This is a genomic window from Allocatelliglobosispora scoriae (assembly GCF_014204945.1).
GTDB lineage: Bacteria > Actinomycetota > Actinomycetes > Mycobacteriales > Micromonosporaceae > Allocatelliglobosispora > Allocatelliglobosispora scoriae.
In genome coordinates, this window is the sequence record NZ_JACHMN010000003.1 from 2517945 (window position 1) to 2534183 (window position 16239).

13 protein-coding genes are annotated in these 16239 nt (G+C 71.0%); 10 read left to right on the top strand and 3 right to left on the bottom strand.

Translation table 11 applies throughout. The features are described 5' to 3' along the window. Window positions 1-12: 12 nt before the first annotated feature. From F4553_RS37515 to F4553_RS37550, 8 genes are all read left to right on the top strand, one after another. On the top strand, window positions 13-819 hold the full coding sequence (locus F4553_RS37515; RefSeq protein ID WP_184846076.1) for a sensor histidine kinase: 807 nt from the start codon (window positions 13-15) through the stop codon (window positions 817-819). Continuing rightward, window positions 816-1523, top strand: a complete 708-nt coding sequence (locus F4553_RS42705) for a response regulator transcription factor (RefSeq protein ID WP_312875542.1) — start codon at window positions 816-818, stop codon at window positions 1521-1523. The genes F4553_RS37515 and F4553_RS42705 overlap by 4 nt, the downstream gene beginning before the upstream one ends. A gap of 128 nt (window positions 1524-1651) precedes the next feature. Beyond that, a complete protein-coding gene (locus F4553_RS37525; RefSeq protein ID WP_221470633.1) occupies window positions 1652-2716 on the top strand; it encodes an ABC transporter substrate-binding protein in 1065 nt (354 codons plus the stop codon). Beyond that, window positions 2713-4464 (top strand): ABC transporter permease, encoded by a 1752-nt coding sequence (locus F4553_RS37530; RefSeq protein WP_184846078.1) that lies wholly within the window; start codon window positions 2713-2715, stop codon window positions 4462-4464. The genes F4553_RS37525 and F4553_RS37530 overlap by 4 nt, the downstream gene beginning before the upstream one ends. After that, entirely contained in the window at window positions 4464-5594 is a 1131-nt protein-coding gene (locus F4553_RS37535) for an ABC transporter ATP-binding protein (protein ID WP_221470634.1), read from the top strand. Before F4553_RS37530 ends, F4553_RS37535 begins: the two co-directional genes overlap by 1 nt. Before the next feature lie 166 nt (window positions 5595-5760). Then, complete coding sequence (locus tag F4553_RS37540; protein ID WP_184846082.1) at window positions 5761-8523, top strand: helix-turn-helix transcriptional regulator; 2763 nt, start codon at window positions 5761-5763, stop codon at window positions 8521-8523. A gap of 85 nt (window positions 8524-8608) precedes the next feature. Beyond that, window positions 8609-8863, top strand: a complete 255-nt coding sequence (locus F4553_RS37545; protein WP_184846084.1) for a hypothetical protein — start codon at window positions 8609-8611, stop codon at window positions 8861-8863. A gap of 97 nt (window positions 8864-8960) precedes the next feature. Next, window positions 8961-10280, top strand: a complete 1320-nt coding sequence (locus F4553_RS37550) for a phenylacetate--CoA ligase family protein (protein ID WP_184846086.1) — start codon at window positions 8961-8963, stop codon at window positions 10278-10280. Here the strand turns inward: F4553_RS37550 and F4553_RS37555 are convergent. Continuing rightward, window positions 10261-11286, bottom strand: coding sequence for a GNAT family N-acetyltransferase (locus F4553_RS37555; protein WP_184846088.1), 1026 nt, complete (start codon window positions 11284-11286; stop codon window positions 10261-10263). The genes F4553_RS37550 and F4553_RS37555 overlap by 20 nt on opposite strands. Window positions 11287-11348: 62 nt before the next feature. On the opposite strand from F4553_RS37555, the gene F4553_RS37560 reads away from it, so the two are divergent. Beyond that, the gene (locus F4553_RS37560; protein WP_221470635.1) at window positions 11349-12635 is read left to right on the top strand and encodes a phenylacetate--CoA ligase family protein; all 1287 of its coding nucleotides are present in this window, start codon (window positions 11349-11351) and stop codon (window positions 12633-12635) included. 32 nt (window positions 12636-12667) lie between these two features. Beyond that, window positions 12668-13771: a UDP-galactopyranose mutase gene (locus F4553_RS37565; RefSeq protein WP_184846090.1), complete on the top strand. Its 1104-nt coding sequence runs from the start codon at window positions 12668-12670 to the stop codon at window positions 13769-13771. Window positions 13772-13778: 7 nt separating this feature from the next. Here the strand turns inward: F4553_RS37565 and F4553_RS37570 are convergent, their stop codons facing one another. Beyond that, on the bottom strand, window positions 13779-14444 hold the full coding sequence (locus tag F4553_RS37570; protein ID WP_221470636.1) for a hypothetical protein: 666 nt from the start codon (window positions 14442-14444) through the stop codon (window positions 13779-13781). Next, entirely contained in the window at window positions 14441-16219 is a 1779-nt protein-coding gene (locus tag F4553_RS37575; protein WP_184846093.1) for a carbamoyltransferase family protein, read from the bottom strand. The genes F4553_RS37570 and F4553_RS37575 overlap by 4 nt, the downstream gene beginning before the upstream one ends. Window positions 16220-16239 lie beyond the last annotated feature (20 nt).

Here is a 16239-nt window from a genome sequence, read left to right on the forward strand (position 1 = left end):
GCGCTATTGATCATGGATGCTGGCTGGGTGGTCCTGGCGTCGGCGCTCGGCGGCGGGCTGATCGGCGGCGCCGCCGTCTACTGGCGCATGCGTCGCGACAACGCGGCGATGGCGCAGCAACTCTCCAGTGTGGAGCAGCTCGTCGAGCGCCGGGCGGATCAGATCAACGCGCTCAGCCATGAGCTGCGGACGCCGCTGAGCATGATCAAGGGAGCGGTGGATCTGCTGCGGGAGGGTATGCCGGGACCGCTGACCCGGTCGCAGGAGCGCCTGTTGCAGGTCGCGGGGCACCAGTCGACACAGGTCATCGATCTGTGTGAGAGTCTCCTGATACAGGCCAAGATCGAGGCGGGCCTGTTCGCGCCCAGGCTGGAGAAGGTGGACGTGTCGGTGGTGGTCCGCGACGTCGTCACCGCGATGCGGTCGCTCTGCGAGCAGCGCGACCAGCGGATCAGCCTGGACCTGCCGCAGGTGATGCCGCGGATCCCGGGTGACCCGATGCTGCTGGCCCAGGCCCTGACCAACCTGCTCTCCAACGCGAGCCGCTTCACCACGACCGGCGGGAGCATCACGGTCCGGGTGATGGTGATCGACAGCGGGGTCGCGGTCTACGTCACCGACGACGGGGCCGGGATGACGACGGCGGAGCGGCACCGGCTCTTCCAGCGGTTCGGCACCGGACGGCCGCTCGCCGACGGAACGGGTCTGGGCCTCGTCATCACCAAGACGATCATCGAGCTGCACGGAGGCGAGATCATGGTGCACACCGCGTCCACCAAGGGGACGACGTTCCTGTTCACCCTGCCGAGGGGCGCGTGAGCGGCGACACGGGCGCCGGTCCCGTCGCGCTCGTCGTCGACGACGAGCCGCAGATGACGATCATCGTCGGTTTCGCGCTGGAGACGCAGGGCTTCACCGTGCTCACGGCCCACGACGGGGCGACGGCGCTCAACCTGATGCGGACGCGGGCGGTGGACCTGGTCGTGCTCGACGTGATGATGCCGACGATGGACGGGCTCACACTCTGCCAGCGGATCCGGGCCCGGTCCGAGGTGCCGATCATGCTGCTCACGGCACTCGCGCAGCACGACGACGTGATCGTCGGGCTGGAGCACGGCGCCGACGACTATGTCACCAAACCCTTCCACCCCCGCGAGGTCGCGCTGCGCGCGCAGGCACTGGTACGCCGCCGCCGCGGCTCCGGTGCCGTGATCCGCGTCGGCGACCTGGTGATCGATCCGGCCGCGCAGACCGCCACGCTCTCCTCGCACCGCCTGGACCTGCCGTTCACCGAGTTCAAGCTGCTCACCCACATGGCGACGCGGAAGGGGACGCCGCAGTCGTGGCAGGACCTGCTGCGCGAGGTGTGGGGCACGACCGACCTGATCGGCGGCCGCGACGTGGTGAAGTCCACCGTCTACCGGCTGCGGTCGCGGCTGGCGGCGGTGCCGGGCGGGTCGGTCTACATCCGCACGCTGCGCGGGATCGGTTACCTCATCCCGGATCTGCCGTCGCACGGGTGAGTTTGGTGACGGCGGTGTCACCAAGGATCACGCCGCTGTTACCGCAGCACCCGTCACACGCCCATAACCTTCCCGTAACATCGGCCCGCACGGGTGGGCCGGTCGGATAACTGGAGGTCAACGACGTGATGACGGATATGTTGCACCGGCGCGTGGCGAAGTCGATCGCCGTCACCGCCCTTGTCGCCCTCGCCGCCACCGGCTGCGCCCGCGAGGCGGCGGCGCCCGGCACGACCAAGGACGGCGGCGTCGTGCACGTCGTCTGCGGCGCCACCGAGGACTGGTGCGCGGCCACGACGAAGAAGTTCACCGAGACGTCCGGGTTGAAGGCCGACTTCGTCCGGCTCTCCAGCGGTGAGGCGCTCGCCCGCATCAAGGCGGGCAAGGGCAACGCCGAGTTCGACGTCTGGTATGGCGGTCCCGCCGACGGGTTCTCCGCCGCCAACGAGGGTGGATTCCTGGAGCCCTACGTCTCGCCGAACGCAGCCAAGATCCCGGCGAAGTACAAGGACGCCAACGGCGCCTGGACCGGTGTCTACGTCGGCGCGCTCGGGTTCTGCAGCAACACCAAGCTCCTGCAGGAGAAGGGGATGGAGGTCCCGAAGTCCTGGGCGGACCTGCTGAACCCCAAGCTCGCCAAGGACATCGGCATCGCGCACCCCTCGACGTCGGGCACCGCCTACACGGCGCTGTGGACGCAGGTGCAGCTCGCGGGCGGCAGCGAGGACAAGGCGCTGGACTACATGCGCAAGCTGCACCCGAACGTGCTGCAGTACACCAAGTCCGGCGCGGCACCGGCCCAGATGACGGCCCGCGGCGAGGTCGCCGTCGGCGTGATCTTCTCCCACGACTGCATCGCCACCAAGGAGGCGGGCTTCCCCGGCCTCGAGGTGAGCTTCCCGTCGGAGGGCACCGGCTACGAGACCGGCGGCGTGGCGCTGATCCAGGGCGCGAAGAACCCGGTCAGCGGCAAGAAGTTCGTCGACTGGGCGCTGACCAAGGAGGCCCAGGAGGTCGGGCCGACCGCGAAGGCATACCAGTTCCCGACGAACCCCGACGCGAAGGTCTCCGACAAGGTCGTCGACCTCGCCGGCATCACCATGGTCGACTACGACGCCGTCGCGGCCGGCAAGGCCAAGATCGCCCTGACCAAGCGTTTCGACGCCGAGGTCGCGCAGGCACCGAAGTCATGACCACGCTGCTGCACGACCGCGTACCGGCCGCCTCTCCGCCTGAGGTGACCACCCCGCGGCGGCGGCGACGGCTCGACCTGGGTGTCCAGGTGCTGATCATCATCAGTGTCGTGCTGGTGGTGATCGGCAGCGTCATCCCGCTCGTCGCCGTCCTGGCCGCCGCGTTCGCCCCCGGCGCGCTGCCCCGGTACGCCGAGTTCTTCACCTCCACGGTGGACCTGGGCATCCTGCGCAACACGATCGTGCTCGGCGCGCTCGTCGGCACCTGCGGCACGGCGCTCGGCTTCCTGTTCGCCTTCGTCCAGACCCGCCTCGACGTACCGGGCAAGAAGATCCTGCACGTCATCGCGATGGTCCCGATCGTCAGCCCACCGTTTGCGGTGGCGACGGCCACGGTGGTGCTCTACGGCCGCCGCGGCGTCATCAGCCACGAGATCCTCGGCCTGGAGTACGACATCTACGGCCTGGACGGCCTCGTCTTCGTCCTGTCGATCTCGCTCTTCCCGGTGGCCTATCTCGGCCTGCTCGGGATGATGCGGGGCCTCGACCCGGCGCTGGAGGAGGCGGCGATGAACCTCGGCGCGAGCCGCTGGCAGATCCTGCGCACCGTGATCCTGCCGCTGCTCGCTCCGGGCCTCGTCGCCCCGTTCATGCTGCTGTTCGTCGAGGCGATCGCCGACCTCGCCAATCCGTTGGTGCTCGGCGGCGATTACACGGTCCTCGCCAGCCGGGCCTACCTCGCGGTGACCGGCGAATACGACACCACCAGCGCCGCCGTCTACTGCGTGATCCTGCTCGTGCCGTCGCTGGCGATGTATTTCGGCCAGCGGGCGTGGCTGGGCAAGAAGAGCCGGGCCACGATCACCGGGCGGCCGTCGGGCAGCGTACACCTCATCACGGGGTGGAGCCGGTGGCCGATCTACGGCCTGGCGCTGTTCGCCGCGGCGGTCATCGTCAGCCTCTACGGCACGGTGATCCTCGGTTCGGTGACGAAGGTGTTCGGGGTGGACAACACGTTCACGCTGGACTACCTCAAGGAGGTCCTGGTGGGGCCCGGCACCGAAGCGGTGCTGGACACGCTCACCTTCGCGGCGATCGCGACCCCGATCGCGGCGATGGTCGGCCTCATCGTGGCCTGGCTCGTCGTGCGGCACCTGCGCTGGACCGCCTGGCTGCTCGATCTCGGCGGCACCCTCGGTGTCGCGGTGCCGGGCACGGTCCTGGGCATCGGGTTCGTGCTCGCCTACCGGCCCGACCGGATGATCGGCGACTACGAGATCTTCCCCAGCCTCGTCGGTGGCAGCGCGCTCGCCGGGGGAGCTGTCGCGATCATTCTCGCGTTCGTCGTGCGGAGTTTGCCGGCTGGTCAGCGTACCGCCGTGGGAGCGCTGACACAGTTGCACCCGTATATCGAGCATGCCTCCACGGATCTGGGTGCCAGCCCCTTGCAGACGTTCCGCTTCGTCACGCTGCCGCTCATTCGCCCGGCGCTGCTGACCGGGCTCAGCTACAGCTTCGCGCGCAGCATGACCTCGATCTCGACGATCGTCCTGCTGGTCACCCCCGAAACGAAGATCATCACCGCGCAGGTGCTCAGTGCTGCCGGCACGGGGCGCTACGGGGTGGCGTTCGCCTACTGCACCGTGCTCACGGCGATCGTGCTCTCCGCCTTCGCCCTCATCCGATTCATCGTCGGCGGGGGCGCCTCCCTGCACCGGGTCGCCGGACACTCCGAAAGGCAGAAATGATGACCATCGCCGCGCCCGAACCGGGCACTGTGCCGTCGGTGGAAGCCGGCACCGGGCGGCTGCAGTTGGACGCCCTGACCAAGCAGTTCACCGGCCGCTCCGGCACGGTGACCGCCGTCGACCACGTCTCGCTGGACGTCGCGCCGGGGGAGTTCATCACCCTGCTCGGCCCGTCGGGCTGCGGCAAGACCACCACCCTGCGCATCGTCGCCGGGTTCGAGGAGTCCAGCAGCGGGCGCATCCGCCTCGACGGCAGCTACATCGATGACATGCCGCCGCAGCGCCGCCCGATGGCGATGGTGTTCCAGTCCTACGCGCTCTTCCCGCACCTCACGGTCGCCGAGAACATCGGCTACGGCCTGCGGCTGCAGAGGCGCGGCAAGGACGAGATCGCCAGCGCCATGCGGATGGCGGTGACGAGCATGAACCTCGTCGGCCTGGAGGACCGCAGCCCGCACGAGCTCTCCGGCGGTCAGCAGCAGCGCGTCGCGCTGGCCCGGGCGCTGGTCGTGCAGCCGAAGGTACTCCTCTTCGACGAACCGCTCTCCAACCTCGACGCGAAGCTGCGCGACGCGATGCGCGCCGAGATCCGCCGCATCCAGCGGATGTTCGGCATCACCAGCATCTATGTCACGCACGACCAGGACGAGGCGATGAGCATGTCCGACCGCATCGTGGTGATGAACAAGGGCAAGGTCGAGCAGGTCGCCACGCCGGGCGAGATCTATGCCCGCCCGTCCAGCGTCTTCGTCGCCGACTTCATCGGTCGGGCCAACTTCATCGAGACGGTCCCGCAGCGAATGGTGGGGACGTCCGCGGTGGTCACGGCACTCGGCCACGAGCTGACCGTCGCCGCACACCCGAAGATCTCGGCGGGTACGGACAGCGCCTACCTCATGGTGCGACCGGAGACGGTGAAGGTGTCGGCGGTGACCGACGGCGGCAGCGGGATCGGGACGGTGCTGCGCACCACGTTCCACGGCCCGACGATCGACTACGAGATCGAGACGACCGGCGGGACGATCACCGTCACCGAGGCCGGCATCGACTCGCGGCTCGCCCTGTCGGAGGGCACCAACGTCCACCTCGTCCTCAACCCCGAGCGGGCCTATCTCCTCACCCGCGACTGACCCGCCCCCGGTCACGTTTTGCAGCAAAGCGTGGCTTCGCGAAGCGAAATGGCCACGCTTTGCTGCAAAACGTGACCGGGGTGGTGCGGGAACGATTCGCACCACCCACCAAAGAGGCAGAAGAGTCCGCCCTTGTCGAGTCGATCCATTCGAGGAGACTGTGTCCATGATCGCCGTCAAAGTCGCCGGCCGTGACGAGCTGGCCGCCGAAGCCCTGGCTCACAAGGCCTCCGGTCGTCATGTCGTCCTCATCGGAGCGACGGGGGTCGGGAAGTCCACTGTGCTGCGGGCTCTCGCCGACCAGGTGGCGGCGGAGGGGGAGCTGGTACTCCGGGCGGCTCCCGTCGAGGCGGACGCGCGGTTGCCGTTCGTGACGCTGATCGATCTGCTGGGCGGCGTACCCGACGCGGTTCTCGCTCGGATGGGCGCGTCCTCGCGGCGGATCGCGGAGCTCGCGCTGCGACGGCGCGATCCGGCCGGCGGCCCCGTCGACACCCTCGCGGTCTGCCTGGCGATGCTGGAGCTGCTGCGGCTCACCGGCGAGGCCGGACCGACGCTGCTCTGCATCGACGATCTGCAGTGGATCGATCCGGCCAGCGCCGAGGTGCTCACGTTCGTGATCCGGCGGCTGCCCGCGGGTGGCGTGACCGTCCTCGGGGCCGAACGGGTGCTGCCGGGGCACGGCCGGCGCGGGCCGCAGCTCGCCGGGGCCGCGGAGCTGGAGGTCGGGCCGCTGCCGGAGGAGGTGCTGATCCAGGCGGTGCTGGACCGGGTCGGCGGGCTGGTCGGGCGGCCGATCGCGCGGCGGATCTGCCTGCTGTCGGGAGGCAACCCGCTCTTCGCCCTGGAGATCGCCGACGGGATCCGGCGCGGCGGGGTCCGGCCGGTGCTGGACCAGCCGTTGCCGGTGCCGCTGCACCTGGACGCGCTGATGCGCCAGCGCCTCGCCGTGCTGTCGGCACCCGCGTTGCAGCTCGTCCGGGTCGCCGCCGTCGCGCACCGGGCCACCCTCGACACGCTGACCCGCGCCGACTGCCCCGACGTGGTGGCGAGCCTGACGGAGGCGTCCGCGGCCGGGGTCTGCGATCTGGGAACGGACGGCTCGGTCTCCTTCGGACATCCGCTGCTGCGGGCCGCCGTCTACGCCGAGGCACCGGCGATCGTGCGGATGTCACTGCACGCACGGCTCGTGGAGGCCGTGGACGATCCGATCGAGCGGGCCCGGCACCTGGCGCTCGCCACCGCCCGGGCCGACGCCACGGTCGCGGCGGCGCTGACCACCGCCGCCACGCTCGCCGCCGGACGGGGGGCCGCCGGGGTCGCCCGGGAGCTGTCGGGGCTGGCGGCGCTGCGGACCCCCGCCGCCAACGTCGAGGACTGGGCGGAGCGGAAGCTCGCCGAGGCCCGCTACGCCCACCGGGCCGGGCTGCCGGAGGAGGCGATCGAGGCCGCCGACGCGGTGCTCGCCGCCGAGGTGCCCCGCGACACCCGGGTCCGGGCTCGGCTGGTGGCGTTCGAATCCGCCGGTGACTGGATCGGGCGGATGGGCGACCAGGTGACGGCGGCCCTGACCGAGGCGCGCGGGGACAGCGTGCTGGAGCCGCAGGTCCGGGTGCATCTGGCGCGTTACTACGCGATGGGGCTGCGGTCCGGGGAGGCGCTCGCCGAGGCGCTGGCCGCGGCATCGGCGGCCGCCGCGGTCGGCGACCACCGGACGGAACTGCTCGCGCTGCACGTGGTGCTGACCGCACAGTCGCGTCTCGGGCAGCCACGGGAGGAGATCCTCGCGCGGGCCTGGCGGCTGATCGGGGAGCATCCGGGGCTGGGGGAGTCCGCGCCGATGGTGACCTATGAGGTGGCGTGGGACGACTACGAGGCAGACCGGTGGGACGCGGCCTATTCGACGTTGGCGGGGGCGGTGATCACGGCGGACGAGGCCGGGGTGGTCGGGTCGCTGGAGCCGGTGCTGTGCCTGATGGCCGTCATCGACCTGCGACGGGGGCGCACCGCGCAGGCCCAGGCGGCACTGGCACGGGTGCAGCAGATCTCCGCGTACGCCGAACTCGCCAGCCGGGACCGATACCTGATCGTGGCCGCGCTCGCCGAGTCGATCAGCGGGAGCGTGCCGCGGGCCCTGTCGCTGGCGCAGGCCGCGGTCGAGGAGGCGGAGAGCATCGGCAGCGCGGGGCGGCTGATCACCTACTGCCACCTGCTGGGGGCGCTGCGGCTCTGCTCGGGGGACGTCACCGGCGCGGCGGAGACGCTGAGCCAGGCTCGACTGCACGCCGCCGGGCGGGTGCACACCAACGAGACCACCCGGCTGCTCGCCGATCTCATCGAGGCGCTGGTCCGAGTGGGTCAGCTCGACGAAGCCCGGCAGATCATGCCGGAGCTGCGGGGCCGCACCCCGGTGGGCGGTGAACCGGTGAACCGGGCACTCGGGTCGGCGTGTGCCTCGGCCCTGCGGGCCGAGGCACACCTGGCGTTCGCGGAAGGGCAGGCCGAGCAGGCCGCTGCCCTGCTCACCCAGGCCGCCGAGGTTTATCGCGGGCTGGGTGCGCCGGTCGAACTGGTGCGGGTGCTGCTCGCCGCTGCCGACGTGCAGCGGCGGGGCCGGCGGCGGGCCACGGCGCGGAAGCTGTTGGAGGAGGCGCGGTCGCTGTGCGTCGAGGCCGGTGCCTCGGTGTGGCTGTCCCGGGTGGAGGCGGAACTGGCTCGGCTGGCGCCGGTGCGGGACGGGGTGAGCACGCTGACGCCGATGGAGGAGCGGATCGCGGCGCTGGTGGTGCAGGGTGCGACCAACCGGGAGATCGCCACGTCGCTGCATATCGCGGTGACGACGGTGGAGGGGTCGCTGACGCAGATCTACCGGCGGCTGGGACTGCGGTCGCGAGTGGAGCTGGCGCGCGCGTTGGGCAGCGGCCAGTGACCGGCGGCGGTCGGTGACCCGGGTGGGATGCCCCGGCGTCCCTTAATCGCTGGCGCTCGGGCGAGCGGTTGGCGACACTCTGCTGGTGAGCCGCTGGACATTCGAGGTCGACGACTCCTTCACGATCACCGGTCGAGGTGTCGGCATCGTCGGCCGGTACGAGGGCGTCATGCACTCCGGCGAAGCCGCGGTCGTCGACACGTCGACCGGTGCCGTTCCGGTCAGGAGGATCTCGGTGGAGATCTGTACCGGCATGGACGGCAGCCGGGTGGCGCTCCTCCTCGTCGGCGTGCAGAAGCACCAGGTTCCGCCGGGTGCGACAGTGAGATCAACCGACTAGATCTCTCGACGGGTACGCGATGGGCGGATCCCCGGGCACCCGGATGCGGCTGCAGGCGCTACCGTGACGATGTGACGATGATCGATCGCAGGTCCCGATGAGCGGCGGCCTGGCCGTCGCGGTCCGTGAGCTGCGCCATCTGCCGTCGGTGTGGCGGGCGCCCCGGCGCGATCCGGCGACGACCAGGCGGCTCGCCCTGGCGGGGGTCAACGAGATGCTCGCCTACTGCCGGGAGCGGGTGCCGCACTTCGCGGGTGACGCCTATGCCGGTGGGCCGCTGCGCAGCCTCGACGAGCTCGCCACGCTGCCGACGCTGACCAAGCGCGAGGTGCTGGACGCGGGCGTCGAGGCGTTCCACGCACCGGACCTGCCGGAGAGCCGCTTCCGTACCGATGTCACCAGCGGTACGACCGGCACCCGGCTGACGATCCGCCACGATGTCGACGCCTATGGCTACCACGGCGCGACGGTGCTGCGCCGGTTCCTGCTGTCGGGTTACCGGCCGTGGTGGCGGATCGCGCACATCAAGCCGTTCCCGCGCCCGACGCGGTGGTTCCAGCGGCTGGGCCTGTTCCCCCGGGTGGTGGTCAACGCGGGGCAGTCGGAGGCGGCGATCGCCCGGGACGTCCTGGCGGTCCGCCCCCAGCTGATCATGGGTTACCCGGTGGTGCTGCGCGGGATGCTGCGCAGCATGGACGACGGGGATCTGACGGCTCTGCGCCGTGGCCTGCGGCTGGTGATGACCGACTCCGAACTGCTCACCGATGAGGTCGCCGCCCTGCTCGGCGACCGGTTCGGCGTCCCGGTCTATGACGAGTACTCGGCCTACGAGGTGCTGACCGTGTCGTCGGGGTGCCGGGCCGGGAGCATGCACGTCGACGAGGACCGGGTGTGGCTGGAGATCGTCGACGACGACGGTGTCGCGGTGCCCGACGGGACCGCCGGTGCGGTGGTGGTGACGCACTTCCGCGAGCGGGCGATGCCGCTGCCCCGCTACCGGCTCGGCGATCGGGCGATGATCGTGCCCGGCGGGTGCCCGTGCGGCAGCGGCTTGCGGCGGATGAAGCTGGTCGACGGGCGTACCAACGACTTCATCGAGCTGCCCGGCGGTCGGCGGGTCTACAGCGGGGTGTTCCTGTCGCTGGCGATGTATACGCCGGGAGTGGCCGAGTGCATGATCCGGCAGGACGCGAGCGGGGAGATCACCGTGCACCTGGTCCCGGACGCGCCGGGCCCGGCGGCCTTCGCCGCGGCGTCGCAGGCGTTCACGACGGCGTTCGCCGCGCTGGTCGACGAGCCGGTGCCGCTGCGGTTCGTCGAGGCGGAGCGGATCGAGCTGACCCCGGGCGGCAAGGGCCGCTTCGTCGAGTCCGCCTATCGGGACGGCGGAAGGCCCGTCAGCGGAACTGCGGGATGAGCACGGCCCACTGCCGCACCACCTGCTGACCGAGGCGGGCCTTCTCGACGAGGCTGCCCTGTCCGCCGAGGAACCCCTGGCGTCCTGTCTCGACACACCAGCGGGTCAGCTCGGCGTGGCTGTGGTACCACAGGTCGCGCCGCCCGCCCTCGTCGACCGTGTAGGCGCCCCAGATCGCCGACATCGGCAGCTCGTGGTGGTCGAAGACCAGGTGCACGGCGATCAGGCGGCCCGATCCGTCGCGGTAGGCGCGCAGGTGCGTCCCCGGCTCGGCGAGCAGCGCGGTCGCCATGACCGGCGACAGGTATCGCCGGCGCAGCCACCAGGTGCGGTGGTGGCGGTTGACGACGCTGTCGGTGAGCGCGCACAGGTCCGCCGGGGTGATCTCGGGCCGCGGACCGCCGTCGAGGCTGCTGGTGACGGTGAGGCCGGTGTCGTTGCCGACCTCGGAGTAGATGCGGCGCAGGTCACCGCGGCGCTTCTTCTTCAACGACGCGAGATAGGCGTCGAACGAGTCGAAGGTGTTGGGGAACCACGTCACCGACCCGCCCTCGCGGACGACGGCGGGCCACCGCAGCACGGTCGGCAGGGCGGGTTCGAGGATCTGGCGGAACGCAATCGCGCGTACCCGGCGGCCGTGTTCTCGGCGCAGGGCCAGGCGGACGGCCGCGACGGCCTCGATCTGCGCGGCCCGGTCGGCCCCGGCCGCGAGCACGATGCCGGGCAGGGCGCTGGTGGTGAGGCTGTCGATGTCGACGATGCCCGCGACCGGCCGGGCCCCGCGCCGGACGCGGGGGCCGATGAAGCGGCCGGTGACGAGCCCGACCACCCCGGTGCCGTCGTGGATGGTGCCCGCGACGACGGGCACGCGACCGGCGGCGGCGGCGACCACCAGCGACCACGACCACGCGGCGATCAACCGCTGGGCGTCGATGAATTCGGTCCAACCGCTGGGCGGGACAGGCTGATGTGGATCGTGCAGACTGACTGTCAGACTCGCGGTCACCGCGCCGCCATCGCCTTCATGGCTGTTGACCATACCCGGCTCCGACGACTCCAGGGACATCGATGACCCGCCTGCCCCGCAGCATCCCGATCCTGCCGGTCCTGACCAACCTCGCCATCGCCCGGTCGCGGGATCGGGCGAGGCCCGAGGCCCTGGCACCGATTCAGGCAGACCTGCTTCGCAGACTGGTACGCCACGCCGCGGCCAACGTCCCGCACTACCGCGACACCTACGACCCGGCGATCGTGGCCGCCCTGGCGGGGCCCGCCGACCTCGCGGCGCTGCCGACCCTGACCCGGCGTGCCGCAGCCGATCTCGGCCCCGCCCGGCTGCTCGCCGACGGACTGTCGATATCGGACACCCGGACCGCGACGACGAGCGGCTCGACGGGCGAGCCCGCGACCTTCTGCTACTCCGAGCACGACATGAGCTACCTGCGGGCGACCTACCTGTGGGACATGCTGGCGTGCGGGATGCGCCCCACCGACCGGGTCGGGTATTTCCGGGTGGGCGGGTTCCGGCGGCACCGGTTGGAGAAGCTGGGCCTGGCCCGCAACGTGCACGTCAACACCAGCCTGACCGTGGCCGAGCAGACCGACGCGTTCCTGGCCGGGCGCCCGACCCTGGCGGTGGGGTTCCCGACCGCGATCGCCGCCGTCGCCGCCGAGCTGCGCCGCCGCGGGATCTTCTATCCGCACCTGCGGACGGTGATCTTCGCGGGGGAGCCGACCCTGTCCGGCGGCCGGGACGAGGTGTTGGACTACTTCGGCGCCACCGGCCACGAGGTCTACGCCTCGGTGGAGGCCTACACGATCGCGCGGAGCTGCCGCCGGGGCAGCCTGCACCTGCGCTCCGGCGACGTCGTCGTGGAGGTCCTCGGCGACGACGGCACGGTGACGGTCGCCGAGGGCACGGGGGAGATCGTGGTGACCCGGCTGCGGGCCGAGGCGATGCCGCTGATCCGTTACCGCCTCGGCGACCGGGTGGAGATCGTGCCCGACGACTGCGACTGCGGGGACAGGTTCACCCCGGTCGTGCGGTCCGTTCTCGGGCGCGTCGAGGATCGCATCGTCACCCTGCAGGGCGCCGAGCGCAACGGCGACTTCATCTCGTCGCTGATCAACCCCGTGACCCGGGATGGAGTGCTGCGGCTCCAGTTCGTGCAGGACCGCCCGGGCGCCCTGCGGATCTGCGCCATGGTCACCCCGGGTCGGGAGGAGCTGCTGACCGCGGCGATCGAGCGGGTGACCGCCCCGGCGCGGGCCGAGTTCGACATCGAGATCGAGATCGTCGACGCGATCCCGCTGGAGCGCAACGGGAAGATCCGCCTGGTCAAGCGCCTATGGTAAATATTCAATGATCTAACCCGTACGATCCTCCGATGGCATTGGTACGCGTGATCGGCGCCGGTCTCGCCGGGGCGGCCGTCGCCCACCTGCTGCACCGGGCGGGCCGCGCGGTGGAGGTGGTCGAGGGCGACCCGACGTGGGGCGGGCAGCTGCGCACGGCGAGTGCCGCCGGTGTGCTCTACGAGCCGGCCGGGGCGCACATCTTCCACACCGCCGACACCGAGGTCTGGGAGCTCGTGACGAGCCTGGTGCCGATGCTGCCCTACCGGCACGTGGTGCGCACGGAGGCGTTCGACCGGGTGCTGAGCTGGCCGCCGCAACTCGCCGAGCTGCGGGAACTGCCCGGCTGGGCGGGCATCGAGCGGGAGCTCGCGGCGCGCCCGGCGGTGCCCCGGGCCGACAACTTCGAGTCCTGGTGCGTGGGGCTGATGGGGGAGACCCTCTACCACGAGTTCATCGAGGGCTATACCCGCAAGCAGTGGGGGGAGGACCCGAAGAACCTCACCGCCGCCTGGGCGCCCAAGCGCATCGAGCTCCGCGACGACGGATACACCGACCTGTTCCGGGACCCGCATCAGGGCTGGCCGGACGGCGGTTACCCGCGGCTCGTCGACGGGCTGCTGCGCGGCGTACCGGTGGTGATGGGGCAGCGGATCACCATCGACGACTGGGACGACGTGTGCGCCGGCGCCGACGCGGTCGTCATCACCTGCGCCCTGGACGAGTTCTTCGCCGAGCACCTGGGCAGGCTGCCGTGGCGCGGCGTACGCCTGGTCAACCACTACCTGCCCGGCGTCGACCACGTCCTGCCGTGCGGGGTGCTGAACACCCCCAGCCCGCTGCTGGCGCACACCCGGGCGATCGAGACGAAGTGGATGAGCGGGCAGACCGGACCCGGGACGGTCGTCAGCTACGAGTACCCGGGCGCCCCGGCCCGGCACTACCCGATCGACGACGTCGCCGGAGCCAACCGGGCGCTGGCCCGCCGATACCTCGACGAGCTGCACGCCCTGCCCGGGCCGCCGCGGTATGTCGCCGGGCGGCTGGCGACCTACGCCTACATCGACATGGATCAGGTGATCCGGCAGGCGATGAACATCACCCGCCGGGTCCTGGACCAGCTCACCACTGGTTGAGGCCGCCCTACCCCGCCTCGGGTGCGGGGGCGGTGGTCTGCCAGCCGTCGAAGCGGTCCAGCCAGCGGCCCAGCGGCAGCGCCAGGACCACGGCGGCGAGGACCAGGTGCACCGCGCAGAACGTGATCGCGACCGCCTCGCTCGGCGGCCCGCCGGTGAAGACCGCGATGTGCGACGCCCACTTCAGCGTCCCGGGCCGACCGCCGGGCCAGTGGTAGGTGTAGTAGAACGACAGGTCGTTGAGCCCCGAGAGCAGCACCAGCACCGCCGCGACCCCGGCCCGGACCACCCGCCCGGCCGTCGCCCCGCCCAGCCGGTAGGCGAACAGCGCCGCCAGCACCGTGAAAGCGTTGATGAAGATCGTGAACTGGTAGAGCTGCGGGAACGCCGCGTCCTGGTCCGGGGACTCGGCGTAGTCGAAGATATGGCTGATGTTGAGGGTGTCGAGCACCCCCATGTAGGCGACGAACAGCAGCCCCATCAGCGCCAGCCCGAGCCCCTTGCGCTGCGGGAAATAGGCGATCGCCGCGACGGCGAACAGCAGCGGGCTCGCCTTGAACAGCACCTCGCCCACGTTGTCGATGGTCCGGTCCGCCGGCAGCACCAGCATGATCAGGACGGCTGCGGCTGCGCCGACCAGCGCCGGTGCGAGCCACCACCAGCGGCGGATCACTTCTCGGTCCAGAAAGGACCGAGAGCGAGAGCGTCCATGTCGGTACGCAGGTAGCAGCTGACCGCCTCGGCCGGCGTACACACGATGGGCTCCTCGTTGTCGTTGAAGGACGTGTTGACCACCATCGGCACCCCCGTCAGCTCGTCGAACCGGGTGATCATCCGATGGTAGAGCGGGTTGTCGGCGGCCGACACCGTCTGCACCCGGGCCGTACCGTCGGCGTGGGTGATCGCCGGGACCCGCTCGCGCTGGTGTTCGAGCACGTCGAAGACGAGCAGCATCACCGGCGACCGGTAGCCGGAGGCGAAATACTCGCCCGAGCGCTCCTCGAGGCAGGACGGTGCGAAGGGCCGGAACGTCTCGCGGTGCTTGACCTTCTCGTTGAGGCGGTCCTTGGTGTCCTTGCCGCGCGGGTCGCCGAGGATGGACCGGTTGCCCAGGGCCCGGGGACCGCACTCCATCCGCCCCTGGAACCAGCCGACGATCTTGCCGTCGGCCAGCGCGCTCGCGGTCGTGTCGGTGATCTCGTCGGCGCGCCGGTAGGCCAGGCCCGCGTCGGCGAGCGCCTTCTCCATCTCGGCCTCGCCGTAACTCGGGCCGAGGAAGATGTACTCGCCGGTGGGGCGGGGGGCGCCGTGGCCGACGCTGACCGACAGGGCCGCGCCGAGCGCGGAGCCGTCGTCGGCGGCGGCGGGCTGGGCGAAGAACTCCTCGAACCCGGTCTCCAGCAGCAGGCGGCCGTTCATGACGCTGTTGAGCGCGACACCGCCCGCGGTGACGAGGTTCGTCTCGCCGGTGTGCTCCTGCAGCCAGCGGGCCACGTGCAGCCCGGCCTCCTCCAGCGTGACCTGCAGGCCGTAGGCGATGTCGGCGTAGTGCTGCGGGACCGCGTCGCGACTGCGCGCCCGGGGCGGGCCGAAGCGCTCGACGAACTTCGGCGACATCTGGTGCTTGCCGGTGGCGTGGTGCCGGAACCAGCTCAGGTCCAGCTCGTAGCGGCCGTCGGGCAGCAGCCGGACCAGCTCGCTCATCGCCGCGACGTGCTCAGGCCTGCCGTAGGCGGCCAGCCCCATCACCTTGCCCTCGTCGCGGGTGGGGTGGAAGCCGAGGTAGCTGGTGACGCAGGCGTAGAGGGCGCCCAGCGAGTGTGGGAAGGCGACCCGGCGGATGTCGCGGATCCTGTCGCCCGTGCCGACGCCGAGGTAGGTGGAGGTGCCGTTGCCGATGCCGTCCCAGGTGATGATCGCGGCCCGGTCGAAGGGCGACAGCAGGTAGGTGCTGGCGGCGTGGGAGATGTGGTGGTCGACGAGGTGGACCTTGAACTTCACCGGTCCGGTGTGGCCGATCGCCTCGCAGAGGATCTTCTTCAGGGTCAGCGAGCGGCGCAGGTGCAGCAGCAGCGCGCCGCCGACGTGGTAGTCGTCGGAGTGCGACTGGATCCCGCCGGAGCGCAGGGTCGCGGCCATCCCGGCGGCCTTGCCGTCGTAGGTCCCGGCGTCGTTGCGGAACACGGCGAGCGTGTCGGGCAGGTGCCGGACGAAATGGGTCAGCGCGTGCGTGACCTCCTTGCGCGCCTGCCAGAAGTAGGCGACATGGTCCACATCGGAGAGCGTGATGCCCGCCATCTCCAGGCACGTGCGGACGGCCTTGGCGGGGAAGGTCCCGTCGTGCTTGACCCGGGAGACCCGCTCCTCCTCCAGGAAGGCCACGATCTCCCCGTCGCGGACGAGCGCCGCCGCCGAGTCGTGATGCTGGTTGATGCCCAGTACGTACATGGCGCGGAACCCCGATCTCC

Coding starts and splice junctions, on each gene's coding strand:
- F4553_RS37515 (WP_184846076.1), top strand. CDS start 13: ATGGATGCTGGCTGGGTGGTCCTGGCGTCGGCGCTCGGCGGCGGGCTG.
- F4553_RS37575 (WP_184846093.1), bottom strand. CDS start 16,219: ATGTACGTACTGGGCATCAACCAGCATCACGACTCGGCGGCGGCGCTC.
- F4553_RS37565 (WP_184846090.1), top strand. CDS start 12,668: ATGGCATTGGTACGCGTGATCGGCGCCGGTCTCGCCGGGGCGGCCGTC.
- F4553_RS37550 (WP_184846086.1), top strand. CDS start 8,961: ATGAGCGGCGGCCTGGCCGTCGCGGTCCGTGAGCTGCGCCATCTGCCG.
- F4553_RS37560 (WP_221470635.1), top strand. CDS start 11,349: ATGACCCGCCTGCCCCGCAGCATCCCGATCCTGCCGGTCCTGACCAAC.
- F4553_RS37540 (WP_184846082.1), top strand. CDS start 5,761: ATGATCGCCGTCAAAGTCGCCGGCCGTGACGAGCTGGCCGCCGAAGCC.
- F4553_RS37525 (WP_221470633.1), top strand. CDS start 1,652: ATGACGGATATGTTGCACCGGCGCGTGGCGAAGTCGATCGCCGTCACC.
- F4553_RS37535 (WP_221470634.1), top strand. CDS start 4,464: ATGACCATCGCCGCGCCCGAACCGGGCACTGTGCCGTCGGTGGAAGCC.
- F4553_RS37530 (WP_184846078.1), top strand. CDS start 2,713: ATGACCACGCTGCTGCACGACCGCGTACCGGCCGCCTCTCCGCCTGAG.